The 23,237-nt window shown below is 59.8% G+C and carries 24 protein-coding genes; 8 read left to right on the plus strand and 16 right to left on the minus strand.

Going from position 1 to position 23,237, the window contains the following annotated elements:
* Nucleotides 1–24: 24 nt before the first annotated feature.
* Both ACR0D9_RS16880 and ACR0D9_RS16885 read right to left on the minus strand, forming a co-directional pair.
* Nucleotides 25–768: an EcsC family protein gene (locus tag ACR0D9_RS16880; protein WP_480484390.1), complete on the minus strand. Its 744-nt coding sequence runs from the start codon at nt 766–768 to the stop codon at nt 25–27.
* A gap of 52 nt (nt 769–820) precedes the next feature.
* On the minus strand, nt 821–1,315 hold the full coding sequence (locus ACR0D9_RS16885; protein WP_267363076.1) for a GNAT family N-acetyltransferase: 495 nt from the start codon (nt 1,313–1,315) through the stop codon (nt 821–823).
* Between the two features lie 72 nt (nt 1,316–1,387).
* Between ACR0D9_RS16885 and ACR0D9_RS16890 the strand changes: the two genes are divergently transcribed.
* Nucleotides 1,388–1,993 carry a flavin reductase family protein gene (locus tag ACR0D9_RS16890; RefSeq protein WP_480484413.1) on the plus strand — a complete coding sequence of 202 codons (606 nt, stop codon included), beginning with the start codon at nt 1,388–1,390 and terminating at the stop codon, nt 1,991–1,993.
* A gap of 135 nt (nt 1,994–2,128) precedes the next feature.
* Here the strand turns inward: ACR0D9_RS16890 and ACR0D9_RS16895 are convergent, their stop codons facing one another.
* The gene (locus tag ACR0D9_RS16895; protein ID WP_480539562.1) at nt 2,129–3,763 is read right to left on the minus strand and encodes a SulP family inorganic anion transporter; all 1,635 of its coding nucleotides are present in this window, start codon (nt 3,761–3,763) and stop codon (nt 2,129–2,131) included.
* 165 nt (nt 3,764–3,928) lie between these two features.
* Here ACR0D9_RS16895 and ACR0D9_RS16900 point away from each other — a divergent pair, with 165 nt between their 5' ends.
* Complete coding sequence (locus ACR0D9_RS16900) at nt 3,929–4,489, plus strand: invasion associated locus B family protein (RefSeq protein ID WP_480484388.1); 561 nt, start codon at nt 3,929–3,931, stop codon at nt 4,487–4,489.
* Between the two features lie 66 nt (nt 4,490–4,555).
* Entirely contained in the window at nt 4,556–5,428 is an 873-nt protein-coding gene (locus ACR0D9_RS16905; protein ID WP_480484387.1) for an S-methyl-5'-thioadenosine phosphorylase, read from the plus strand.
* On the opposite strand, the gene ACR0D9_RS16910 is transcribed toward ACR0D9_RS16905, so the two are convergent.
* Complete coding sequence (locus tag ACR0D9_RS16910) at nt 5,425–5,604, minus strand: hypothetical protein (protein WP_480484386.1); 180 nt, start codon at nt 5,602–5,604, stop codon at nt 5,425–5,427. The genes ACR0D9_RS16905 and ACR0D9_RS16910 overlap by 4 nt on opposite strands.
* Before the next feature lie 136 nt (nt 5,605–5,740).
* Here ACR0D9_RS16910 and ACR0D9_RS16915 point away from each other — a divergent pair, with 136 nt between their 5' ends.
* Entirely contained in the window at nt 5,741–6,370 is a 630-nt protein-coding gene (locus tag ACR0D9_RS16915; protein ID WP_480488482.1) for a LysE family translocator, read from the plus strand.
* 8 nt (nt 6,371–6,378) lie between these two features.
* On the opposite strand, the gene ACR0D9_RS16920 is transcribed toward ACR0D9_RS16915, so the two are convergent.
* Nucleotides 6,379–6,552, minus strand: a complete 174-nt coding sequence (locus ACR0D9_RS16920) for a hypothetical protein (RefSeq protein WP_209505622.1) — start codon at nt 6,550–6,552, stop codon at nt 6,379–6,381.
* A 325-nt stretch (nt 6,553–6,877) separates the two neighbouring features.
* Here ACR0D9_RS16920 and ACR0D9_RS16925 point away from each other — a divergent pair, with 325 nt between their 5' ends.
* Nucleotides 6,878–7,417 carry an adenine phosphoribosyltransferase gene (locus ACR0D9_RS16925; protein WP_209505620.1) on the plus strand — a complete coding sequence of 180 codons (540 nt, stop codon included), beginning with the start codon at nt 6,878–6,880 and terminating at the stop codon, nt 7,415–7,417.
* Nucleotides 7,418–7,459: 42 nt separating this feature from the next.
* Here the strand turns inward: ACR0D9_RS16925 and ACR0D9_RS16930 are convergent, their stop codons facing one another.
* The 11 genes from ACR0D9_RS16930 to coxB form a co-directional block, all read right to left on the minus strand.
* On the minus strand, nt 7,460–8,875 hold the full coding sequence (locus ACR0D9_RS16930; RefSeq protein ID WP_480488484.1) for an FAD-binding oxidoreductase: 1,416 nt from the start codon (nt 8,873–8,875) through the stop codon (nt 7,460–7,462).
* A gap of 38 nt (nt 8,876–8,913) precedes the next feature.
* A complete protein-coding gene (locus ACR0D9_RS16935; protein WP_209505616.1) occupies nt 8,914–9,732 on the minus strand; it encodes an MBL fold metallo-hydrolase in 819 nt (272 codons plus the stop codon).
* 104 nt (nt 9,733–9,836) lie between these two features.
* A complete protein-coding gene (locus ACR0D9_RS16940; RefSeq protein ID WP_209505614.1) occupies nt 9,837–10,421 on the minus strand; it encodes a GNAT family N-acetyltransferase in 585 nt (194 codons plus the stop codon).
* Nucleotides 10,421–11,683 (minus strand): M16 family metallopeptidase, encoded by a 1,263-nt coding sequence (locus ACR0D9_RS16945; RefSeq protein WP_480539564.1) that lies wholly within the window; start codon nt 11,681–11,683, stop codon nt 10,421–10,423. Before ACR0D9_RS16945 ends, ACR0D9_RS16940 begins: the two co-directional genes overlap by 1 nt.
* Nucleotides 11,680–13,068 (minus strand): threonine synthase, encoded by a 1,389-nt coding sequence (gene thrC, locus ACR0D9_RS16950; RefSeq protein WP_480539566.1) that lies wholly within the window; start codon nt 13,066–13,068, stop codon nt 11,680–11,682. The genes ACR0D9_RS16945 and thrC overlap by 4 nt, the downstream gene beginning before the upstream one ends.
* Entirely contained in the window at nt 13,065–13,742 is a 678-nt protein-coding gene (locus tag ACR0D9_RS16955) for an SURF1 family protein (protein ID WP_480539568.1), read from the minus strand. Before ACR0D9_RS16955 ends, thrC begins: the two co-directional genes overlap by 4 nt.
* A 156-nt stretch (nt 13,743–13,898) precedes the next feature.
* Nucleotides 13,899–14,714 (minus strand): cytochrome c oxidase subunit 3, encoded by an 816-nt coding sequence (locus ACR0D9_RS16960; protein ID WP_480539570.1) that lies wholly within the window; start codon nt 14,712–14,714, stop codon nt 13,899–13,901.
* A 22-nt stretch (nt 14,715–14,736) separates the two neighbouring features.
* Entirely contained in the window at nt 14,737–15,312 is a 576-nt protein-coding gene (locus tag ACR0D9_RS16965; RefSeq protein ID WP_480488490.1) for a cytochrome c oxidase assembly protein, read from the minus strand.
* Nucleotides 15,312–15,473 (minus strand): hypothetical protein, encoded by a 162-nt coding sequence (locus tag ACR0D9_RS16970; RefSeq protein ID WP_267363054.1) that lies wholly within the window; start codon nt 15,471–15,473, stop codon nt 15,312–15,314. The genes ACR0D9_RS16965 and ACR0D9_RS16970 overlap by 1 nt, the downstream gene beginning before the upstream one ends.
* Entirely contained in the window at nt 15,470–16,420 is a 951-nt protein-coding gene (gene cyoE / locus ACR0D9_RS16975; protein ID WP_209505591.1) for a heme o synthase, read from the minus strand. Before cyoE ends, ACR0D9_RS16970 begins: the two co-directional genes overlap by 4 nt.
* An 88-nt stretch (nt 16,421–16,508) precedes the next feature.
* Nucleotides 16,509–17,420 (minus strand): cytochrome c oxidase subunit II, encoded by a 912-nt coding sequence (gene coxB / locus ACR0D9_RS16980; RefSeq protein ID WP_209505589.1) that lies wholly within the window; start codon nt 17,418–17,420, stop codon nt 16,509–16,511.
* 176 nt (nt 17,421–17,596) lie between these two features.
* Here coxB and tldD point away from each other — a divergent pair, with 176 nt between their 5' ends.
* The 3 genes from tldD (at nt 17,597) to topA (ending at nt 23,193) form a co-directional block, all read left to right on the plus strand.
* Nucleotides 17,597–19,018 carry a metalloprotease TldD gene (tldD, locus tag ACR0D9_RS16985; RefSeq protein ID WP_480539573.1) on the plus strand — a complete coding sequence of 474 codons (1,422 nt, stop codon included), beginning with the start codon at nt 17,597–17,599 and terminating at the stop codon, nt 19,016–19,018.
* A 239-nt stretch (nt 19,019–19,257) separates the two neighbouring features.
* Nucleotides 19,258–20,385 carry a DNA-processing protein DprA gene (gene dprA, locus ACR0D9_RS16990; RefSeq protein ID WP_480488495.1) on the plus strand — a complete coding sequence of 376 codons (1,128 nt, stop codon included), beginning with the start codon at nt 19,258–19,260 and terminating at the stop codon, nt 20,383–20,385.
* Nucleotides 20,386–20,565: 180 nt separating this feature from the next.
* Nucleotides 20,566–23,193, plus strand: a complete 2,628-nt coding sequence (topA, locus tag ACR0D9_RS16995; protein WP_209598180.1) for a type I DNA topoisomerase — start codon at nt 20,566–20,568, stop codon at nt 23,191–23,193.
* Nucleotides 23,194–23,237: the final 44 nt, after the last annotated feature.

Consider the following 23,237-nt stretch of genomic DNA (forward strand, 5'->3'; position numbering starts at 1 on the left):
CCGGCGTGATGGCGCATTTGTTGATCACATACGGGCTGACAGCTGTTTCACCAGCTCGTCATGCGGGATATCGGCATCAACCGCCAATCTTCGCAGGCCGAAATGCACGCGCGCGATTTGCTGGTAATAGCGCGAATAGACATAGTTCGTTCCACCACCGGCCAACGCGCCGAGCACCGGGACGGACTGTGCCGCCAGTTTTTGCCCCAGCACGATTGAAAAGCGTGGTGCCACTGCAGCAATCAGACGCTGCATGGCCGGACCCGTCAGTGTCAGGCGCACCGAGAAAAAGCCAAGATCCGCACCGTCATCATGCGACAGCGGGCCCGATGCGGACAAAACCCGCACACAGTCGAACTTTACGTTCTCGGCGGACGGGTCGAAACCTTCGCGCGCGGCGGCCCCCTGAATGGCGCGCAACAGCATGGCGGTTGTTGCAGGCAGCTCCATCAGGGCTGTTGATACACCGCCCAGCCCGCCGGCCGCGCCCATGGCCGTGGCAAGCGCGGTATTGACCCAGGGCTGCTGATCAGGGATCGCACGCCGGGACCCCTGAGCCGCGTGCATCGCAAGCCACAGCGCCTGCTCGGTAGCCCCTGTCAGGCCGTTCCGAACCGGATCGGGCAATTGCTCGAGCAGGGACTCGGCTGATCCGCCCAGCTTGTTCAGCAGTTTGACACCAGCCCCTCCGGCAGATCGGTAATAACCCGCCAAACGATCCAGTTCAGCGTCGGCATCCACGTTTTCGACAAGAACCACGTTCTGCATGTGCGTCCTCCTGCCTATCAACATCGGCGTTAAGCCACGCCGATTCAATAGGTCAGCGGGTCCAGCGGGTGACAGCCCCCTGAACTCCGGACCAGACACCAGGCATCAGTTCCAGCCCCAAAACCCGGTCCGGGTTGGTGGGCGGCGGCATCTCGACACCTTGCAGCCGCGCAAAACCAAATCGCCTGTAATAGGGTTCGTCACCGACCAGCATGACCCGCTGCCACCCGCGCTTACGCCCGGCTTCGACACCGGCATGGATCAGATAACCGCCCAGACCCTCGCCCTGGTGGGTTGGGTGTACGGCAACCGGGCCTAGCAGCAATGCGTCGTGTTCACCGACATGGACCGGCCAGAAGCGGATCGCCCCGGCCAGAATGCCCTGACCGTCGCGCGCGACCAGTGACAGGTCAGAAACCGGCGGCACATCATCGCGCAACCGGTAGGACGACAACGCCTCACGGCCCGGCGCAAAGCACAGGTCATAGAGGGCTTCGACCTCCCACCAATCGTCCGGCTCTTCTGGCCTGATCCCGAATTGCTGCACACCCGCCCTCGTTTCCTTGCTGGAAATCGCCCTAGCACTTCGCTACGCCTTGGGCAAACGCTTGGAGATATGATGTTCTACCGCCCCGAAGACGGCCACGGCCTGCCGCACAACCCGTTCAACGCCATTATCACGCCACGCCCGATCGGCTGGATATCGACCCGTGATGCGGATGGGATCAACAATCTGGCACCCTATTCCTTTTTCAACGGGGTTGCTTACACACCGCCGCAAGTAATGTTTGCCACAACCGGCACGAAACACGATCAGATCGGCGGCAAGGACAGTATCGCCAATATCGAGGCGACAGGTGTATTCTGCGTGAATGTCGTGGCCCTTGCGCATCAGGATGCGATGAACGCCAGCTCGGCCAGCCTTCCCAAGGAGGTGGACGAGTTTGCCCATGCCGGATTAACCCCGGTCGAATGTGAAACCATACCCTGCGCCCGCGTACAAGGCGCCCCGGCAGCACTGGAATGCAAGTTGACCCAGATCGTCACTCTGCCGGGCGCGGCCAACCGCGTCGTGTTCGGCGAAGTAACAGGCGTGCATCTGCTCGACGACCACATCCGAGAGGGCAAGTTCGACGTAACCTCGTTCAAACCTCTGGCGCGGCTTGGGTACCGGGACTATTCGGTCGTGTCCGAGCTGTTCTCGCTCAGTCGCCCGGATGATTGAGGGTGTCGGGGGCTCTGCCCCCACCGCCCGTTCCGGGCGGCTCCCCCGGGATATTTTTTGGCCAGATGAAGCAGGGATCCTTCATTCATCTGGCTTCAAATATCCCGGAGCGCGAGGCAGAGCCTCGCAAATGGATCAGTGGCCGCCCAGAATGCCGGTACGGACCGAGTAATCGACGGCAAGTTCGTAATCCGGGTCATCGTCACTGTCGACCATCAGGTGGCCTGCCTTGTTCAACAGCTTGTGACAATCCCGGCTCAGGTGGCGCAACATGACGCGTTTACCTGCTGCCTCGTATTTGGCCGCGATATTTTCGATGGCTTGCAACGCCGACTGGTCCACCACACGGCTTTCAGCGAAATCGACGATGACGGTTTCCGGGTCATTCGGCACATCGAAGAGTTCGATAAAGCCATCCGATGACCCAAAGAACAGCGGCCCCTGGATTTCATAGACCTTCGCCCCTTTTTCGGTCGCGGACTCACGGGTGACGGCGTGGATGCGCTTGGCGTTGTTCCAAGCGTAGGCCAGAGCCGACACGATGACACCGACCACAACAGCAACCGCGAGGTCTTCCATCACTGTCACGACGGTGACCAGAACGATGACAAAGGCGTCGGTCAGTGGAACCTTGCGCAGGATCTTGAACGAGTTCCACGCAAAGGTGCCGATGACCACCATGAACATCACCCCAACCAGCGCGGCCAGCGGGATCTGCTCGATCAGCGGTGAGGCAAACAGGATGAAGGTCAGCAAAAACAGCGCCGCGGCGATCCCGGCGATACGGGTCCGGCCACCGGATTTCACGTTGATCATCGACTGACCGATCATCGCGCAGCCACCCATGCCACCGAAAAAGCCGGTCACGATATTCGACGCACCCTGCGCGATACATTCCTGAGAGGCTCCGCCGCGCTTGCCGGTAATCTCGCCCACAAGGTTCAGGGTCAGAAGGGATTCAATCAGGCCAATTGCGGCCAGAATGACGGCGTAGGGCAGGATGATCTCAAGCGTGCCCCAGCTCAGCGGAACCATCGGGATGTGGAAGGCAGGCAGACCACCTTCGATCGAGGCCAGATCACCGACGCGCGGAACATCCAGACCCAGACCGATCACCAGCGCAGCGACAACCAGAATACCGGCCAGAGGCGCAGGAATGATGCGCGTGATGCGCGGCACCGCCCAGATCACCGCCATGGTCAGTGCCACAAGGCCCAGCATGGTGTATAGCTGCGCACCGGAGAGCCATTCTCCACCGCCCATGCCGTGACCGGTGTTTTCCATGGTGCCCGGCACCTTGAACTGGCCCATCTGGGCCAGAAAGATCACGATGGCCAGGCCATTCACAAAACCCAGCATCACCGGGTGCGGCACCAGTCGGATGAAGCGGCCCCAATGCATCGCCCCGGCGATAACCTGGAGTATCCCCATCAGAACCACCGTCGCGAACAGGTATTCGACCCCATGTTCGGCCACCAAAGCCACCATGACGACCGCCAGCGCGCCCGTCGCGCCCGAGATCATGCCGGGTCGCCCGCCGATCAGCGCGGTGATGAGCCCCACAAGGAAAGCGGCATAAAGGCCCACCAGCGGGTGCACGCCTGCCACAAAGGCAAAGGCCACGGCCTCTGGCACCAGTGCGAGGGCCACGGTCAGGCCGGACAGCAGCTCGATCCGCAAGCGAGAGAAGGTCAGCCCCTCATCCGGCACCCAGCGCAGATCGGGTATGGCGATACGGTTGGCAAAACTTGCCAGCAAGGCTCGGGGCATTGGACAGTCCTAAAGGATTTTATGTTCGCGCGAAGGGGTCGTTGTAGCGGGCGCGCCGCTGTTAAGCCACCGCAGGAGGTGGGATGCAGCCATGCGCACAGCGCATAACTCGCCTCTCGGCAACGTGATTTGCGGCACCCGGATCAAGCACCCAAATGTGAGTTCATGCGTTGGATTGCCCTTATATTTCTATCGGCCCTGCCCGCCTTTGCACAGGACTTGCAAGGGAATGACACGGCTGGAAACTGGCGTGTCACGCACCATGAAATTTTCGGCATCTGGAATTCGATTTGTGACGAGCGTGAGGAAGCCGGTACTTTGGTGAAGCGCTGCTACATAAGGCGCGCCGAGGTGTTTTCCTTGCGTCCGAAATTTGCGGCGCAATTCATGTTCATCACACCTGAACCAGATGGTTTCAAAATCGAGTTCGGGATTGAGCCCGGCACCTTCTTCAGCCCTTCTGGATTCCGCATAGAGAAAGATCAGGATGTGATCTGGCGCACGCGGCGCCCCGGGTGCCTGACAGGGTTAAGCTGCACATTCGAGGATCATCGCGCCGACAGCCTGCTGGATGCCATGCTGAACGGGGATGCGTATCGTTTTGAGTTTCGTGACAGGCATGGTCAATCGCAGGACCTGACGTGGCCGCTGGATGAGTTTGGAGCCGCGTGGGCGGATTTCAATACGCAATCTCAACAGCGTAACCTGCTGGCGAAACAGGAATAGACCTCTTGTCAATTTCGGGCCGAACCCGCACAAATTCAATATCAGTATTTCAGGCGGAGCAGGACAGTGACCCAAACCAGGATTGCCGTTATCGGCGGATCAGGCATCTATGACATCGATGGGCTGGAAAATGCGGAATGGGTCAGTGTCGATACCCCTTGGGGGGCGCCCTCGGATCAGATTCTGACCGGGTCGCTGGACGGTGTCGCAATGGCCTTTCTGCCGCGCCATGGGCGCGGGCATGTGCATTCGCCCACCGATGTGCCCTATCGCGCCAATATCGACGCGCTGAAACGGCTTGGTGTGACGGATGTGATCTCGGTCTCGGCCTGCGGGTCGTTTCGCGAACACATGGCACCGGGCGATTTTGTCATCGTCGATCAGTTCATCGACCGGACATTTGCGCGCGACAAGAGCTTTTTCGGAACAGGCTGCGTCGCCCATGTCAGCGTTGCGCACCCGACCTGCCCGCGCCTGTCGGACGCCTGTGAGACCGCAGGCAAGGCTGCCGGTATCACGATCCATCGCGGCGGCACCTATCTGGCGATGGAAGGGCCGCAGTTTTCGTCTCTGGCGGAATCGAAGATGTATCGCGAGCAATGGGGCTGCGACGTGATCGGGATGACCAACATGCCCGAAGCCAAGCTCGCCCGCGAAGCCGAGCTTTGTTATGCCTCAATCGCGATGGTCACCGATTTTGACAGCTGGCACCCGGATCATGGCGAGGTGGATGTGACCACCATCATTGCGACCCTGACCGGCAATGCCGACAAGGGCCGTGCACTGGTCAAAGGCCTTCCCATCCTGTTGGGGACCGACCGCGCGCCCTGTCCGCATGGCTGTGACCGGGCGCTAGAATATGCCATCCTCACCGCGCCCGAAAAGCGCGATCCGGTGCTGCTGGCCAAACTGGACGCGGTGGCGGGGCGGATTCTCTAGGTTCCGCGCGACGCATCAGGCATCATCGCCGCCAGCAGTTCGGGTTCCCGGATCACGTTATGCAAGCGTCCAAGCATGACATCGACCCTGCGCCCGTAACTGTCCGGGCACAGGGGATGCGGGTTCTTTCTGCCGGATACTCGCCGCAAGAATGCGACGGTTGTGAAGGATCGCACTGGTATCAGTTTTCGTGCAAGTCTGGGCCTGATCGGACTGCTTTGGCGGGCCCGAAAGCTGGTCGCCATGAAAATTGTCAAGCACCGGTAGTTTGGCTATAGCGATACCAAAGGAACGTATTGCGAGCTGACCCTTATGTCTCTGGAACTCTGGCTGGCCTTTGTTGCCGCATCCACCGCCTTGCTGCTGATCCCGGGCCCGACCGTGCTGTTGGTGCTGAGCTATGCGCTGTCCAAGGGGCGCAGCGTTGCCGTGGCCTCGGCCACGGGGGTCGCTGTGGGGGATCTTGTGGCGATGACCGCATCTTTGTTGGGGCTAGGCGCGCTTGTTCTGGCCTCGGCCACCTTGTTTTCCGTCCTCAAATGGGTCGGTGCGGCCTATCTGGTCTGGCTTGGGGTTAAACTGCTGCGCAGCGCCCCGGCGAACGGTCTGGGAACGGTCGCGACCGGGCGGGATGTCACCCCCGGCAGCGTGTTTGGACACGCGGCCGCAGTCACGGCACTGAACCCGAAATCCATCGCCTTTTTCATCGCCTTTGTGCCGCAGTTCCTGCGCCCGGCTGAACCACTGGGGCCGCAATTTGCCATCCTGATTGCCACTTTTGTCGGGCTAGCCTGGCTGAACGCGTTGGCTTATGCGTTGCTGGCCGACCGGTTGCGGCGGCTGATTGGCCGCGCCAGCGTGATCACCGGGATGACGCGGTTTGGCGGGCTGACTCTGATCGGGATGGGTTTCGCCACGTCAGTTCTGCGCCGCCCGGCCTGACCCCTTCTTCAGTTTTCGGCGTTTTCCTTCATGAACCCGCGGATAAACCGGCGGATTTCGCGGGCAGCTGATGTATCCAGCTCCCTGCACAACTCGACAAACGCGTCGCGCTCATCCTTGTCCAGACGCAGAACCAGCTGGCTGTTTTTCTTCGTCGATCCCTTGCCGTCTTTCTTTGGCACGCGCGTTGCTCCTAGCAAATGCTTGTTAATTCAGGAGATGCATTGTGTATACATAGCATAGTGATTGTCGTTATCGAGCACTTAACAGCACCGGAACGGAAATGGCAATGAACCTTCAAACCGTCTGGGGCCTTTCTTTTGCGAGATCAACGCAAATGCACAAGCCGCACCTGTCTTGGCCACCTGCCACGCTTCACCGGTATTACGGATTGCCCAAGGCTGTGGTTTCGTGCCGCTGGTGATCGTGCGAATGAATTGTTCCTTGCATGGCTAACCCTCTTGGGCCAAACACGTTTTGGTATTTGAAGCGGAAAAGGGTTGGTTCATGTCAAGGAACAAGACTGTCAAAGACTACATCCGGACGATTGTCGACTTTCCGCATGAAGGAATTCTGTTTCGCGATGTGACGACGCTGTTTGCCGATCCGCGCGGATTTCGGATGGCCATTGACCAGATGCTGCACCCCTATGCCGGGGAACGCATCGACAAGGTTGTCGGCCTCGAGGCGCGGGGCTTTATCCTTGGGGGGGCGATTGCGCATCAGCTGAGCCTGGGCTTCGTGCCGATCCGCAAGAAAGGCAAGCTGCCCGGCACAACGATCAGCCAGGACTACAAGCTGGAATATGGTGAAGCGATCGTCGAGATCCACGATGACGCCATCCAGCCAGGCGAAAAAATCCTTGTCGTTGACGACCTTCTGGCCACAGGCGGCACTGCGGCGGCGGGCATCAAACTGATCGAGCGTTTGGGCGGTGAGATCGTCTCATGCGCGTTCATTATCGACCTGCCTGACCTCGGCGGGCGCAAAGTATTGGAAGATATGGGCATGGACGTGCATGTCCTGTGCGAATTCGAAGGGCTTTAACGCGGCAACCTTCGGATTTCTTAACAAGAGTCAGAGCCGGGTTCACGCCTTCAGCACCGCGCCGGGATTCATGATGCCCAAGGGGTCCAGCGCCGCCTTGATGGTCCGCATTGCATCCAGCTTTACCGGATCGCCATAGCGGTCCAGATCGTCCGTTTTCATGCGGCCCACGCCGTGTTCCGCGCTGACCGAACCATCAAAGGCATGGACCAAATCATGCACGGCCCGCTTGACCACAGCGCTCTGACCCTCAAATTCCGCGCGGCGCTGCCCCTTGGGGGGAAAGACGTTGTAGTGCAGATTGCCATCCCCGAGATGGCCAAAGCAATTGATCCGGAACTGCCCGAGACCGGAAACCAACTTTTCCCCTTGGCGCACAAATTCCGGAATTTCTGAGATCGGGATCGAGATATCATGGCTCGACACCGAGCCGATCAGGCGGTTGGCCTCGGGGATTCGCTCGCGCACGGCCCACAACTCATCACGCTGCGCCTCGCTTTGTGCAATCACGCCATCCTGCACCAGCCCAAGCGCTTGCGCGTGGACAAAGATATCCTCCAGCGCGTCGGACGGAGACTGCCCCGTGGCCAGCCCCAATTCGATCAGAACGCTCCACTCTGGCGGTGTTTCAAACGGTTGCCGGACATCCGGCAGAACCTCGGACAAGAACTTCAGCCCCTGCCGGTGGATCAGTTCGAAAGTGCTGACAGCCTCGCCCACGCGATCACGCGCCTGGGCCAGCAGGGAAATGGCAGCCTCGGGTGACGCCACCTGAAACATCGCCGTCCCGATCGCGGCAGGCCGGGGAAACAGCTTGAGCGCGGCTGCGGTGATGATCCCCAGCGTGCCCTCGGCCCCGATCAGCAGATTGCGCAGGTCATAGCCTGTGTTGTCCTTTCGCAACCGGCTGAGACCCTGCCAGATTTGACCATTGGGCAGAACGGCCTCGAGCCCAAGGCACAGGTCGCGCGCATTGCCATAGCGCAAGACGTTGACGCCCCCGGCATTGGTGGACAGGTTGCCCCCGATCCGACAGGATCCCTGCGCCGCCAGCGTCAAGGGAAACAGGCGGTCTTGCGCCTCGGCCGCGGCTTGGACATCCTGCAAAATGGCGCCGGCCTCGGCAATCAGTACGTATTCGGTGGGATAGACGGACCGGATGGCGGTCATCCGTTCCAGCGAAATCACAAGGGGCGCTGGCCCATGCGGCATTACCTGCCCCCCGACCAGACCGGTTCCGCCGCCATAAGGCACCACCGGAACACGCATTTCGGACGCCACCTGCACCAGTACCGAGACCTCCTCGGTTGTGCGGGGCAAGGCCAGCAGGCCAGCCTGTCCGACAAGTCGCCCACGCGGCTCTTCCAGATACCGGTCGGTCACCGGGCGCAGCACGTGATCGCCCAGTTTCGAGCGGATCAGCGTGGCAATGCGGTCATCAGCGGGGTTCAGACTCATACGCTTTCAATGCCCAACCGATCCCACCACGGCAAGCCTTATTCCAGATCAATCAGATAGCGCGGCTCCAGCACGACAACGGTTGGACGGTCCGGCAAGTCACGCAGAGAGACGGTGATCTCGGACACGCCGTCACGTTCGACCGGGAACTCATCCCGGATATCCACGAGGAAGCGATCCAGCGAAAACTCCGAGAACCAGTGCATCGGAATGATCACCGAGCTTTTCAGCCGCTTGAGAACCGAGATCATGTCGGGCAAGGGCATGGTTGTTCCGCCATCGACGGCGGCCATGACCACATCCAACCGACCCAGCGCAGCAAACTGTTCGTCTGACGGTACATGATGCAAATGTCCCAGATGGCCGATACACAGCCCTTCGACCTCGAACACGAAGATAGAATTGCCGCGTTCCTCAACTCCGCCATAGGCCGAGCGGATATCGGTTGGGACATTGCGTATCAGCATCTCGCCCAGATCCAGGTGATGTTCGATCCCCTGCCCGAACTCTCCCCATCCCGGCAGGACATGCGGGATCGCCGGGTCGGGATGCGCCGTCCAATGGGTGTCATGGGCATGGTTCATTGTCACCACATCGGGAATCAGATCGGCACTGCCGATGAACCCGGTAAAGTCTGTCACCACATTCAACCCGCCACGGGTCTGGATCATAAAAGCGGCATGCGCGATATAGCTGATGCGCACCGAAAACTCCGGCACCGGGTCCTGCCATGCAGCTTTGTGCAGATATTCGATCCCCGGCGCCGCCTCGGCGATGGCGATACAATGGCTCGGCCGCCGCTCCTGCGCCACGGCCCCGCCCGAAATCACCATCAATGCTGCAACCAACCAGCGCATACCCGAAGTGTAGCGCAGATCGTCACCAAGTCATGCCCCTTGTTCATCTGGCCAAAAATATCCCGGGGGAGGCGCGGCTTGCCGCGACCGGGGGCAGAGCCCCCCTAGCCCGCGTCCGTCTTGCCACGCCGGTCGGACCGCAGGCTGGCATAGAGAACATGCGTCCGCCATCGCCCGTTGATCTGTAGATAAGACTGCGCCACGCCTTCATATTTGAAGCCCGAGCTTTCCAGCAAACCGCGCGACGCCCGGTTTTCCGGCAGACACGCGGCTTCGATCCGGCTCAGATCCAGACGGGTAAAGGCGTGATGTACCATCGCGCCAATCGCTTCGCGCATGTATCCCTGACGGGCAAAGGATTCACCGGTCCAGTAACCCAGGGTTCCGGCCTGCGCAGGGCCGCGCCGGATATTGTCCAGCGTGATCGCCCCGACCAACACATTGTCTTCACGGCGAAAAAGGAAAAGCGGAATTGCTGTGCCACTCGCGACTGAGCGCTGAGCCCAGTAGACCCGATTGGTAAAGGATTTGCGGCTCAGGTGATCCTTGGCCCAGATCGGCTCCCACGGGGTCAGGTAACCTTTTGAGGCGCGCCGCAACGCCGCCCAATCGTTGAAATCGGAATGTACAGGCGGACGCAAGCTAAGCCGCGCGGTCTCGAGTTTCAGCTTGCGTCTGCCCAACAGCATCACGCTGCACGCCTCTCCTGCAAGTCCGCCAATGTCGGTGCGTCTGCGACCGGTCCGTAAAGCGCCAGCGCCGCCGGGGCCTGAACGGCCATGGTTTCGGCAAAGGCGCGCACGTCCTCGGTGCTGACCGCATCGATCTTGGCAACCGTGTCTTCCAGCGAGGGCACCCGTCCCCAGATCTGCACCAGCCGCGCCAGACGCTCGGCCCGATTCGACGGGCTTTCCAGCCCCATCAGCATCCCGGCTTTCATCTGGGCACGGGCTCGGGCGACCTCTTCGGGGCTCATGTCCTCGGCGGCGCGCTTCATCTCATCGATGGTGATCGTCGCCAGTTCGGCCACCTGATTGGCCGAGGTTCCGGCATAGATAGTGGTTGTTCCGGTATCGGCATAGGCACCGGTCTGCGCAAAGATCGTGTAGCAAAGCCCACGTGCTTCACGCACTTCCTGAAACAGGCGCGAGGACATGCCACCGCCCAATGCGGTCGAATAGATCTGCGCCGTATAGATCGCGTCGTCGCGATAGCCGGGACTTTCCAGCGCCAGGGCGAAATGTGCCTGTTCCAGCTCTTTTACCTGCCGGGCTTCGCCGCCGGTAAAGCGTGCAACCTCGGGGATCAGACCTTTACGGGATTGCAGATGGCCAAACATTTCTTCGGCCAGTTTCATCAGCATGTCGTGATCCACAGCACCTGCTGCGGACAGGATCATCTGTTCGGGGCCATAATGTTCGGTCACAAAGCCCGACAGGTCATCACGCGAAAAAGCACTGACCCGCTCCGTCGGGCCCAGGATCGTCCGGCCCAGGGGCTGGTCGTGATAGCTCTGCTCTTGCAGCCAGTCAAAGATCACATCATCGGGTGTGTCATGGGCCTGACCGATTTCCTGAAGGATCACGCCCCGCTCGACCTCGATCTCGCGCGGATCAAATACCGGGTTCAGAACGATGTCACCGATCACATCCATCGCCAGTGCCACGTCGTCCTTCAAGACGCGTGCGTAATATGCCGTCACCTCGCGCGAGGTATAGGCGTTGATATAGCCGCCCACATCCTCGATTGCCTCGGCGATTTGCAAGGCCGAACGGCGCTCGGTTCCCTTGAACGCCATATGTTCAAGAAAATGCGCGATACCGTTCTGCTCGATCCGCTCATGCCGCCCACCGGCGGTTACCCAGATGCCGATGGCCGCAGATTGCAGCCCCGGCATATGTTCACTGACGATACGAAACCCGTTCTTCAGTTGGTCTTGTCTGACAGTCACTCAGCGATGTGCCTTTTTATATGATCCTCGAGGGCACCCAGGTCATTGGCGATGCGGGTCACCCGTTCCGGACGTTCATACAGATCAGACATGCGGGAGGGAAGAGGCGGATGTTCACCACTTGCCTTCTCGACCGCTGCCGGGAATTTCGCCGGGTGCGCGGTGGCCAGCGTGATCATCGGAACGTCTGCCGCGCGGTGCTCTTCTGCGACCTTGATGCCCACGGCGGTGTGCGGGCAGACCAGTTCGGCGCTGTGCACCAGCGTGGATTTGATCGTGGCCAGCGTTTCCTCTTCGGACACCCGGCCCGAATCGAAATTCTCACGCAGCGCTTCCATCGCGCCCTGGCTGATATTGAAGCCACCCTGTTTCAGCTCATCCATCAATTGTGCGATGGCCCCGCCATCTTCGCCATAGGCATAATAGAGCGCGCGTTCGAAATTCGAGCTGACCTGAATGTCCATCGACGGACTGATCGAGGGGATAGTCTCGCCCTTGAAATACCCCTCGCCCGAGAGGCAGCGATGCAGAATGTCGTTCTGGTTGGTCGCCACCACAAGGCGGTCAATCGGCAGCCCCATACGCTTGGCCAGATAGCCAGCGAAGATGTCGCCAAAGTTGCCGGTTGGCACCGTGAAGCTGACCTTGCGGTGCGGCGCACCAAGGCTGACGGCAGCCGAGAAGTAATAAACAATCTGCGCCAAGACGCGGGCAAAGTTGATCGAGTTCACACCCGCCAGTTTCACGCCGTCGCGGAAGTCGAAATCGTTGAACATGTCTTTCAGCGCGGCCTGACAATCGTCGAAATCACCATCAACGGCCAAAGCATGCACGTTGCTGTCCGCAGGCGTGGTCATCTGTCGACGCTGTACTTCGGACACGCGGCCATGCGGGAACAGGATGAACACATCCACCGCGTCCAGCCCGCGGAACGCCTCGATCGCGGCTGAACCGGTATCCCCGCTGGTCGCGCCGACGATGGTCACACGGTCACCACGGCGTTTCAGCGCTACCTGGAACAACTGGCCGATCAGCTGCATGGCAAAGTCCTTGAAGGCCAGTGTGGGGCCGTGGAACAGTTCCAGCAGGAAGTGGTTCTCGTTCAGCTGCTTCAATGGCGCGCGGGCATCGTGGCCGAAACCTTCGTAAGCGCGGGCGATGATCGCCTTGAACTCATCCTCGGCGAATGAGCCGCTGACATAGGGCCACATCACGCGGAATGCGATTTCTTCGTAGGGCAATCCGGCCAGCGCCGCGATCTCGTCCTGCGACATCACCGGGATTTCGGCGGGCAGATACAGGCCACCATCGCGGGCAAGTCCGGTCAACATCGCCTCTTCAAACGTCAATTCGGGCGCCTGCCCGCGGGTCGAGATATATTTCATGTCGCGTCACTTTCAGAATTGGCACGGCTGCGCCACAGGAAGTATCCGGTCATCGCGGCCCAGACCAGAGCCAGACCAAACCAGGTTATTGCATATTGCAGGTGATCGTTTGGTATGCCCGCCGTGTCCACCGGCAGCGGCGTCACATTCGGATCGGTTTGCGAACGGGCGATCAGCAGAACCGGTTCCGCGCCCAGTGCACCCGCAAGCGCGGGCACATCGCGGGCGAACCAGATGTTGGCGTCGAGATCAGGTGCGGGCGTGTAACTGTCGATTTCATCTGGCCAGTGCAGATTGCCGGTGATCTCCATCGGACCGGTCAGACGTTCGGTCTGCTTCGCAGTTGTCGGGACAAAACCCCGATCAACTAGAATAGTGCGATCTTCGGTGTTGAAAGCCTGAATGATCCGGTACCCCGCCCCCACCTGCTTGACAGAAACCAGAACATGGATTTCCCCCGGCACCATCTCTCCTTTGATTGCTACGGGCAGATATTTGTCTTCGTCTTCGAAAACTTGCTGGGGTAGAGAAACCGCTTCGGCAGAGATACGACTTTCGATATCGGCGAGTTGGCCTTCTTTCTCTGCCAAGCGATCCACCTGCCAAAAACCCAACCACAACAGCACGCCCAAACCAGCGAGGCCGAAGATCAGCAGGAACAGGATACGGCGCATGTCAGGACCAAACTTCTTTGCAGGAACCGGCGTCTTGTTAAGGGGCGCGCGTGCTGAATTGCAACCACGCAATTGTATGGGGCGCAATCTTACGCCCCGCATAGAGAAAAAGCCGCCCCATAGGGCGGCTTTTGCAATTGGATCACCTGACCGGCGTTACATCAGCGGAGCTTGACCCCAGATGTAAACGGCGAAGAACAGGAACAGCCAGACAACGTCAACGAAGTGCCAGTACCAGGCTGCGGCTTCGAAACCGACATGTTTCTCGGGCGTAAAGTCCCCTTTCAGGGCGCGGATCAGACAGACTGTCAGGAAGATGGTACCGATGATCACATGCGCACCGTGGAAACCGGTTGCCATGAAGAAGTTCGAATAGAATTGATCGCCGCCGAACTTCCATCCTTCGTGAGCCAGCAGCTCATAATATTCAAAGCCCTGCAGGAAGGTAAACGCAACACCCAGTGCGATACCGATGGCCAGACCCTGTACCAGCGCCTTGCGGTCATTGTTGTGCACCAGCGCATGGTGTGCCCAGGTGATCGCACAGCCTGACAGTAACAGGACCAGAGTGTTGATCAGCGGCAGGTGGAACGGGTCAACCGCATGAATATCCGGCTGAATGTATTCGGTGCCGGCATAGTCGTACATCGGGTACATGCGATGTTTGAAGAACGACCAGAACCAGGCGAAGAAGAACATCACCTCGGACATGACAAACAGGATGAAGCCGTAACGCAGACCGATGCGGACAACAGGCGTGTGATCACCCTGACGGCTTTCCGCAACCACATCCGACCACCAGGCGAACATCGTGTAAAGCACAGCTGCCAGACCGGCCCAGAACATGAAGGGCGTGATGCCTTGCATCCAGAGAACGGCTCCGAACAGCATGACAAAGCCGCCGACGGCGCCGATCAGAGGCCAGATCGACGGGGCCAGAATGTGGTAATCGTGGTTTTTAGCGTGTGCCATCAGCGTCCCTCACCTACAGGCGTTAGTTCGTGTTTGTATCTGCCTGCGCATCGAGGGCGACATAGCCCTCGGGCAGGTTAATTTCGTAGAATGTATACGACAGCGTGATCGTATGAACATACTTGGCTTCAAGATCCTCGACCATTTCCGGGTCGACGAAGAAAGTCACCGGCATCTCAACGCGTTCGCCGGGTTGCAGCACCTGCTCTTCAAAGCAGAAACAGGCAATCTTCTGGAAATACCCACCCGCAGAATAGGGCGCCACGTTGTAAGACGCCTGCCCGGCAATGGGGCGGTCGGTCGGGTTAAAGGCCTCGTAAAACGCGAGACCTGTTTCGCCGATGCGCACATCCATCTCGCGCACGACCGGCTTGAATTCCCATTCCATGTCCTTGGCCTTGGACGCGTCAAAACGGATGGTAACGGTGCGATCCAGAATGGTATCGGGGGCAGTTTCGGCAACACCGGTGGTGCCACCAAATCCGGTCACCCGGCAGAACCAGTTGTAGAACGGCACCGACGCCCAGGCCAGACTGCCCATCAGGACAACCACGCCAACAGTCTGGAAAACCGTTTTCTGAGGACCGGACAACGCCATCAGTTCTGAACCTCTTGCGTCGCCCTGTTGAAATCAGTGCCCGAGACCTTGACGATGGTCAGGCCAAAGATGATCACGATAAAGGCGGCCAGGGTCAGGCCGACTCCCAGATTGCGGCTGAACCGGCGCTGATGCAGCTCGTGGTCTTTGCGAAGGCTCATGACCATCCCCCCAGACCATAGGGTTTCAGCAGGGCTTCGGCCAGAACGGCACCGAAATGCAGGAACAGATACAGCAGCGACAGCTTGAAGAAACCGCGTTCGACCTTGAAATTATCTGCCTCGGAATCATCCTCGGTCCGGCGCGAGATTTTCCACGCGCCCCGCAGGAACAGGATGTTCAGAACCAGTGCAACAGTCAGATAGATCGGGCCGCCAATACCCGAAAACGCAGTTCCAACGGCCAGCAGAGCCAGCAGAGCTGTATAGACCAGGATATGGACACGTGTCGCGCGGCGACCGTGGGTGACGGTCAGCATCGGCACACCCGCGTCGTCATAGTCCGAGCGCATGAACAGGGCCAGCGCCCAGAAATGCGGCGGCGTCCACATGAAGGTCAGGGCAAACATCAGCCAGGGCTCGACCGACATCGATCCCGTGGCGGCCACCCAGCCGATCACCGGAGGGAACGCGCCCGCTGCGCCACCGATCACGATGTTCTGCGGCGTCGAACGCTTCAGCCACATCGTGTAGACGACAACGTAGAAGAAGATGGTGAAGGCCAGAAACGCGCCTGCGAACCAGTTGGTCGCAAGGCCCAGCATGATCACCGACAGACCCGACAGAGCCAGACCAACGGCCAGCGCCTCGCCTTCCTCGACCTTGCCCGAAGGGATTGGGCGGGATTTGGTGCGTTTCATGACACGGTCGATATCCGCATCCCACCACATGTTCAGCGCACCTGATGCTCCGCCGCCGATGGCGATGAACAGGATGGCGCAGAATCCGACGAAGGGATGGACAGGAACAGGGGCCGCCAACAGGCCGACCAATGCCGTGAACACGACCAGCGACATCACACGTGGCTTCAGCAGGGCGAAGTAATCGCCAAAGCCGGCCTCGTCCGCCCGGGCGGTCGCAGTGCTGGCATTGATGCTTGCGTCGGTCATTTCCGGTCCTTCTGGGGCGAAAACTGCGCGGATCGCCCGCGCAGCCCGAAATTTGTGTCAGGCGGGGTTGAACCCGCCCCTATCGTACTCAGTTCGAGGCGACCTGATAGCTTTGCGGCAGGCCCGCATATTCTTCGATCGCACCTTGCAGCCATTCGTCATAGACTTCCTGGCTTACGACCTTGACGGTAATCGGCATATAGGCGTGGTCCTTGCCACACAGTTCCGAACACTGGCCAAAATAGATGCCTTCCTTGTCGGCCTGGAACCACAGTTCGGCCAGACGTCCGGGCACACCGTCCTGCTTTACGCCAAAGGCCGGGATTGTCCACGAGTGAATCACGTCGGATGCAGTCACCTGCATCACGATGACCTTGCCGACCGGAACGACAACAGCGGTGTCGGTGGCCAACAGCCATTCATCATCGCTGTAGCCTGCATCGATCAGCTTGGCGCGCATTGCGTCATCCAGAACAAACGGCGTCACGTCCGCGTCCGCAGGGCGTGCGCCCTCGTCCAGGGTCGCCGGGTGGCCCAGCAGATAGCTGTCGAATGCGAAATCGTGATCAACATACTCGTAGGTCCAGTACCACTGGTTGCCGACGACTTTGATGGTGATGTCACCTTCCGGGATTTCCTGCTGTTTGAAAAGAACCGGCAGCGAGAACGCGCCAATAAACACCAGAATCAAGATCGGACCCAAGGTCCAGGCGATTTCAACAGGGGTATAGTGCGAGAAACGCGCCGGGGTCGGGTTTGCGCGCTGATTGTAGCGCACGATGCAATAGACCAGCAGAGCTGCAACCAGCAGACAGACTGCGGTGATGATCACGAGAATCATGCCGTCCAGCTTCTGGATTCCTGTGGCAAGGCTGGTGGCCGCGGGCTGGAAGCCCATGCCGCCGTCTACCGGCTTGCCGATAATCTCAAGCTCCTGAGCCATGGCGGGTAGGCTGGAGAGGGCTGTCATAAACCCTGAAAGCATCAAAGCATTCTTCATGTTCTGTCCTGATCGTTTGATCTTTGCGTCCCTGACGGAAAGGTGTGAATCGGTCGCACCTCTCCCGTTGTCTTTGGCCGCGTTAAAAACCATATTCCAGCGGGTAGATAAAGCAAAATGCTTGCGTCAAACAGACGCTATTTTTGATCTGGATCAAACCCGAAAGGTCGCAACCCATGCCTGAAGCCACGTTTCGCCCCTTTGAGAGCGCCCTGCCGCAAGATGAAGCACTGGCCATATTGCGCTCGGCAACGGACGGGGCCGAGGATGGAGAGCTGTTTGTCGAGCGTCGGAAATCCGAATCTCTGGTGTTTGACGACGGGCGGCTTCGCACCGCGTCTTATGACGCATCCGAGGGATTTGGCCTGCGCGCCGTTCAGGGCGAAGTTGCCGGATATGCGCATTCGACTGATGTATCGATTGCCGCGCTGAAACGTGCCGCCGAAACCGCGCGACTGGCGGTTGGCGATGGAGGCGGAACGCTCGCCGAAGCGCCCCGGCCCACGAATACGCGCCTGTACACGGACGAAGACCCAATCGAATCCGCCGCCTTCCCGGTGAAAATCGAAACCCTGCGGGAGATTGACGCCTTTGCCCGCGACCTGGATCCGCGGGTGGTTCAGGTCAGCGCAATGATCGCAGCCGCCGTTCAGGAGGTGGAAATTCTGCGACCCGATGGTGTGACGGTGCGTGACGTGCGCCCCATGACGCGCGTGAATGTCTCGGTCATTGTTGAACAGGACGGGCGGCGCGAAAGCGGATCGGCCGGTGGCGGCGGGCGGGTTGGCCTGAGCGGGTTGATCGACCCTGCCGACTGGCAGGCCAAGGCGCGCGAAGCCCTGCGCATCGCATTGGTCAATCTGGACGCGGTTCCCGCCCCTGCCGGCGTGATGGAGGTTGCACTTGGTCCCGGCTGGCCCGGTATTTTGCTGCACGAAGCCATCGGTCACGGGCTTGAGGGCGATTTCAACCGCAAGGGAAGCTCGGCCTTTGCCGGACTGATGGGGCAACAGATAGCATCTAAGGGCGTGACCGTGGTGGATGACGGCACGATTGCCGACCGTCGCGGCTCGATCACTGTGGATGATGAGGGCACGCCCAGTTCGCGCACCGTATTGATCGAGGATGGCATCCTGACCGGCTACATGCAGGATCGGCAAAACGCCCGGCTGATGGGCGTTGCACCCACGGGAAATGGGCGGCGACAGAGCTATGCGCACAAACCCATGCCGCGCATGACCAATACGATCATGTTGGGGGGCGACGCTGATCCGGCGGCTTTGGTGGCAGATATTAATGACGGCATCTGGGCGGTTGGATTCGGCGGCGGCCAGGTCGACATCACCAACGGCAAGTTCGTTTTCTCGTGCACCGAGGCGTATCGTGTCGAAAACGGCAAGATCGGAGCGCCTGTCAAGGGCGCCACGCTGATCGGCGACGGGCCTTCGGCGTTGAAGCGCATCCGCGGCCTTGGCAATGATATGGCTTTGGATCCGGGTATGGGCACCTGCGGCAAGGACGGTCAATGGGTGCCCGTGGGTGTGGGTCAACCGACAGTGCTGATGGACGGGTTGACTGTCGGCGGGTCGGCGGCCTGAGGCGGAAGAGAAGCGCAAAGGCAGGCGCAGGGTTAACCATGCGCCACTTTGATTCGATAGCACTCCAACCGACGCCATTGATTTGAGCGCCGGTTGGAAAATGTTCTTTTATTTATTTTCAGACACTTAACCGGTGTGTTCTCCGAGAAATACAGAAAAATCGCTGCTAATTATCTGCGATTCAGAGGCTGTTAACCCCCTGTCCCGTAAACCAGTTCTGCAATCAGGCGGAGCAACGGATGACCGAAGAGCAGCTTTCTTCCAATCACCCCCCACTCCCACCCACCACGGAAGAGGACCGGTTTTCGTGGCTTCGCCTGTTGCGCTCGCGCAAGGTCGGCCCGGCGACGTTTCGTCGGCTGCTGCGTGAACATGGCTCGGCGCAGAACGCGCTGGCCGCGCTGCCTGAAATGGCACGCGCCGCCGGAATAGATGGGTATGAAACCTGTCCCCCCGGCGTGATCGAGGCGGAACTCAGGGCCGCAGAAGCCGCCAAAGCGCGGCTTTTGTGCCTTGGGTCCGCAGATTTCCCCGACGCGTTGAACGACCTATCCGATGCCCCGCCCTTGCTTTGGGCCATCGGGGATGTGTCGCTGTTGCAGAAACCGGCGATTGCGATGGTGGGCGCGCGCAACTGTTCCTCGCTGGGCGCACGGATGGCGCGTGGTCTGGCGCGCGCCTTGGGTGAAAAGGGACATGTGATTGTCTCGGGTCTGGCGCGCGGCATTGATACGTCGGCGCATATGGCGTCGCTGGACACCGGCACTGTTGCCGTCATGGCGGGCGGTGTCGATGTCATTTACCCGGCCGAGAACACGGAACTGGCGCATAAAATCGCGACCAAGGGACTGCGGCTGTCGGAACAGCCAATGGGCGTGACACCTCAGGCAAGGCATTTTCCACGCCGCAACCGGATCATCTCGGGCCTGGCCCAAGCTGTTGTGGTGGTCGAGGCCGCCGCGAAATCCGGCAGCCTGATCACAGCGCGTGACGCCCTGGATCAGGGGCGCGAGGTTCTGGCCGTGCCCGGCCATCCGTTCGACGCCCGCGCTGCCGGGTGCAACCTTTTGATTCGGGACGGTGCGACGCTGGTCCGTTCGGCAGACGACGTTGTCGAAGCCCTGCCGCAGCAAGGCGATCTGGTCTTTGCAAATCCCGAGCTGCCGCCCGCCATGCAGCCACGGCCTGCCGTACTGGACTTGCAGGCGCAAATCCTTGAGCGGTTGGGACCTTCCCCTATCGCCGAAGACCAGTTGCTGCGCGATATTGCGGCCTCGGCAGGGGATCTGGGGCCAGCGCTGGTCGACCTTGAACTGGACGGACGAATCCAGCGACAGCCGGGCGGGCTGTTGTCTCTGGCAGGCTGATTTGGACGGAAAACAAGATTGCCCAATCGAACGCTCTGCCTGCTATCAGGTGCGGGTATCACGCTGAAATCACGTCGCTTTTCCGCCTGCCAAAGGAACGCATTGACAATCCCCGCTTGCCCCACACATTTTGCACCACCATAAAAGGCGCCAAATTCGTCGAGCGAGGTTTCCCCTTAAATGCCCGTAGTTGTTGTAGAATCTCCGGCCAAAGCAAAAACAATCAATAAATATCTCGGCCCTGACTACACCGTTCTGGCCTCTTACGGCCATGTGCGGGACCTGCCGCCAAAGGACGGATCGGTCGATCCGGACCATGGATTTTCCATGACATGGGAAGTGGGCAATGACAGCCGCAAACATGTAAAGGCCATCGCCGACGCGCTGAAAGAAGACAACGCGCTGATCCTCGCCACCGACCCTGATCGTGAGGGTGAGGCAATCAGCTGGCATTTGCAGGAAGCGCTGACCAAGCGCCGCTCGATCAAGAAAGACACACCGGTTAGCCGGGTGACCTTCAACGCCATCACCAAAGAAGCGGTGACCGAGGCGATGAAGAACCCGCGCGACGTCGATATGCCCCTGGTCGAAGCGTATCTGGCACGCCGCGCCTTGGACTACCTTGTTGGCTTCAACCTGTCACCGGTTCTGTGGCGCAAACTGCCCGGCGCAAAATCCGCAGGTCGGGTGCAGTCGGTCTGTCTGCGCCTGATCGTCGAGCGTGAGATGGAGATCGAAGCGTTCAAGCCGGTCGAGTACTGGTCGGTTCGGGCCCTGTTCGAGACACCGCGTGGTCAGACCTATGAGGCGCGGCTGGTCACGTTGGCGGGCAAGAAACTGGACAAGCACGATCTGGCCAACGCAACACAGGCCGAACTGGCGGTTCAGGCCGTCACCAGCCGCGCGCTGCGTGTGACTTCGGTCGAAGCCAAGCCCGCCGCGCGCAATCCAAGCGCGCCGTTCATGACTTCGACCCTGCAACAGGAGGCGAGCCGCAAATTCGGCATGGGCGCGCGCCATGCGATGCAGGTTGCGCAGCGCCTCTATGAGGCCGGATACATTACCTATATGCGAACCGACGGGATCGACATGGCACCCGAGGCCGTGACGGCAACGCGCGACACCATCGCGGACCGGTACGGTGCAGAATATGTGCCGGACAGCCCGCGTATGTACAAGAACAAGGCCAAGAACGCGCAGGAAGCACACGAATGTATCCGCCCCACGGATATGACGCGCGATGCCAAGGCGCTGAAGGTCACGGATGAAGATCAGCGCAAGCTTTATGATCTGATCTGGAAACGGACCATTGCCTGCCAGATGGCGGCAGCACGATTGGAGCGCACAACGGTCGAGATTGGCAGTGACGACGGTCAGGTCGGTCTGCGAGCCACCGGTCAGGTGGTAATGTTCGACGGGTTCATGCGCGTCTATGAGGAAGGCCGCGATGATGTCGCCGATGATGACGAAAAGCGCCTGCCACAGATCATGGAGGGCGACCCCGCGCGCTTTTCCAAGACCACGCTGCGCGATCAGTTTGCCAAGGCCACCAGCGAGTCGGACAAAGCCGCTATCATGGCCGATAACGAAGCCGTTCTGGCGTTGCAGCATCACACGCAACCGCCCCCGCGCTATACCGAGGCCACTTTGGTCAAGCGGATGGAGGAGTTGGGGATCGGACGTCCTTCGACCTATGCCTCAATCGTGACCACGATTCAGGACCGCGAATATGTGCGCAAAGACAAGAACCGGCTGATCCCCGAGGAAAAGGGCCGGATCGTCACCATCTTTCTGCTGAACTTTTTCCGTCAATACGTTGGATACGAGTTCACCGCGAATCTGGAAGAGCAACTGGATGACGTCAGCGCCGGTGATCGTGACTACAAGGATCTGCTGGGCAAGTTCTGGCGTGATTTTTCGGCAGCGATTGGCGAAACATCCGAACTGCGCATATCGGAAGTGCTGGACAAGCTGGACGAGGCATTGGCGCCACAGCTTTACCCCCCGCGTGAAGACGGGTCCGACCCGCGTATCTGCCCGAAATGCGGGTTGGGACAATTGCACCTGAAAACCTCACGCACCGGCGGGTTCGTGGGCTGCGGAAACTATCCGGAGTGCACTTATACGCGGCCTATCGCCGGTGAAGGCGCGGAAGGCGACGAACAATTGCTGGGCGAAGACGCCGGGGATGAGATCTGGCTGAAGTCCGGCCGATTTGGGCCGTATGTCCAGCGAGGCGAACCCACGCCCGAGAACAAGAAGCCTCCGCGCGCCTCGCTTCCACGCGGCTGGAGCAAGGATGACATGGATCTGGACAAGGCGCTGACGCTTCTGTCCCTGCCGCGCCAGATCGGTGAGCACCCCGAAGGCGGCATGATCACCTCGAACTTCGGGCGTTTTGGCCCCTATCTGATGCATCAGTTGGCCGATGAAGCCAAGCCGGTCTATGCCAACCTCAAAGACCCAAACGATGTGTTCGAGATCGGTATGAACCGCGCCGTAGAGCTTTTGGCGGAAAAACGAGCCAATCCCGGTGGGCGCGGGCGCGCAGCGGCAAAAGCTTTGAAAGACCTGGGCGAGCATCCCGATGGCGGCGCGATGCAGGTTCTGGACGGACGGTACGGGCCATATGTGAAGTGGGAAAAGGTCAACGCGACCATCCCGAAAGACATCAAGCCCGAAGACGTGACGCAGGAAATGGCCATCGAACTGGTCAATGAGCGCGCATCCAAGAAGGGCACCAAGAAAAAGGCTGCACCCAAAAAGAAGGCTGCCGCCAAGAAGACAGCAAAGAAAGCGGCTGAATAAACCGGACTTTTGACCGGGACATGTCACCAAACACGCGGGCCGGT

The organism is Ruegeria sp. AK11 (genome assembly GCF_056541095.1).

Bases quoted from the DNA above. Each gene is read 5' to 3' on its own strand.
- ACR0D9_RS16960 (WP_480539570.1), bottom strand. From the start codon at position 14,714: ATGGCACACGCTAAAAACCACGATTACCACATTCTGGCCCCGTCGATC.
- ACR0D9_RS16880 (WP_480484390.1), bottom strand. From the start codon at position 768: ATGCAGAACGTGGTTCTTGTCGAAAACGTGGATGCCGACGCTGAACTG.
- thrC (WP_480539566.1), bottom strand. From the start codon at position 13,068: ATGAAATATATCTCGACCCGCGGGCAGGCGCCCGAATTGACGTTTGAA.
- ACR0D9_RS16955 (WP_480539568.1), bottom strand. From the start codon at position 13,742: ATGCGCCGTATCCTGTTCCTGCTGATCTTCGGCCTCGCTGGTTTGGGC.
- ACR0D9_RS16935 (WP_209505616.1), bottom strand. From the start codon at position 9,732: ATGCGCTGGTTGGTTGCAGCATTGATGGTGATTTCGGGCGGGGCCGTG.
- ACR0D9_RS16890 (WP_480484413.1), top strand. From the start codon at position 1,388: ATGTTCTACCGCCCCGAAGACGGCCACGGCCTGCCGCACAACCCGTTC.
- cyoE (WP_209505591.1), bottom strand. From the start codon at position 16,420: ATGACCGACGCAAGCATCAATGCCAGCACTGCGACCGCCCGGGCGGAC.
- ACR0D9_RS16970 (WP_267363054.1), bottom strand. From the start codon at position 15,473: ATGAGCCTTCGCAAAGACCACGAGCTGCATCAGCGCCGGTTCAGCCGC.
- topA (WP_209598180.1), top strand. From the start codon at position 20,566: ATGCCCGTAGTTGTTGTAGAATCTCCGGCCAAAGCAAAAACAATCAAT.
- ACR0D9_RS16940 (WP_209505614.1), bottom strand. From the start codon at position 10,421: ATGCTGTTGGGCAGACGCAAGCTGAAACTCGAGACCGCGCGGCTTAGC.
- ACR0D9_RS16915 (WP_480488482.1), top strand. From the start codon at position 5,741: ATGTCTCTGGAACTCTGGCTGGCCTTTGTTGCCGCATCCACCGCCTTG.
- dprA (WP_480488495.1), top strand. From the start codon at position 19,258: ATGACCGAAGAGCAGCTTTCTTCCAATCACCCCCCACTCCCACCCACC.
- ACR0D9_RS16930 (WP_480488484.1), bottom strand. From the start codon at position 8,875: ATGAGTCTGAACCCCGCTGATGACCGCATTGCCACGCTGATCCGCTCG.
- tldD (WP_480539573.1), top strand. From the start codon at position 17,597: ATGCCTGAAGCCACGTTTCGCCCCTTTGAGAGCGCCCTGCCGCAAGAT.
- ACR0D9_RS16900 (WP_480484388.1), top strand. From the start codon at position 3,929: ATGCGTTGGATTGCCCTTATATTTCTATCGGCCCTGCCCGCCTTTGCA.
- ACR0D9_RS16925 (WP_209505620.1), top strand. From the start codon at position 6,878: ATGTCAAGGAACAAGACTGTCAAAGACTACATCCGGACGATTGTCGAC.
- ACR0D9_RS16895 (WP_480539562.1), bottom strand. From the start codon at position 3,763: ATGCCCCGAGCCTTGCTGGCAAGTTTTGCCAACCGTATCGCCATACCC.
- ACR0D9_RS16965 (WP_480488490.1), bottom strand. From the start codon at position 15,312: ATGGCGTTGTCCGGTCCTCAGAAAACGGTTTTCCAGACTGTTGGCGTG.
- coxB (WP_209505589.1), bottom strand. From the start codon at position 17,420: ATGAAGAATGCTTTGATGCTTTCAGGGTTTATGACAGCCCTCTCCAGC.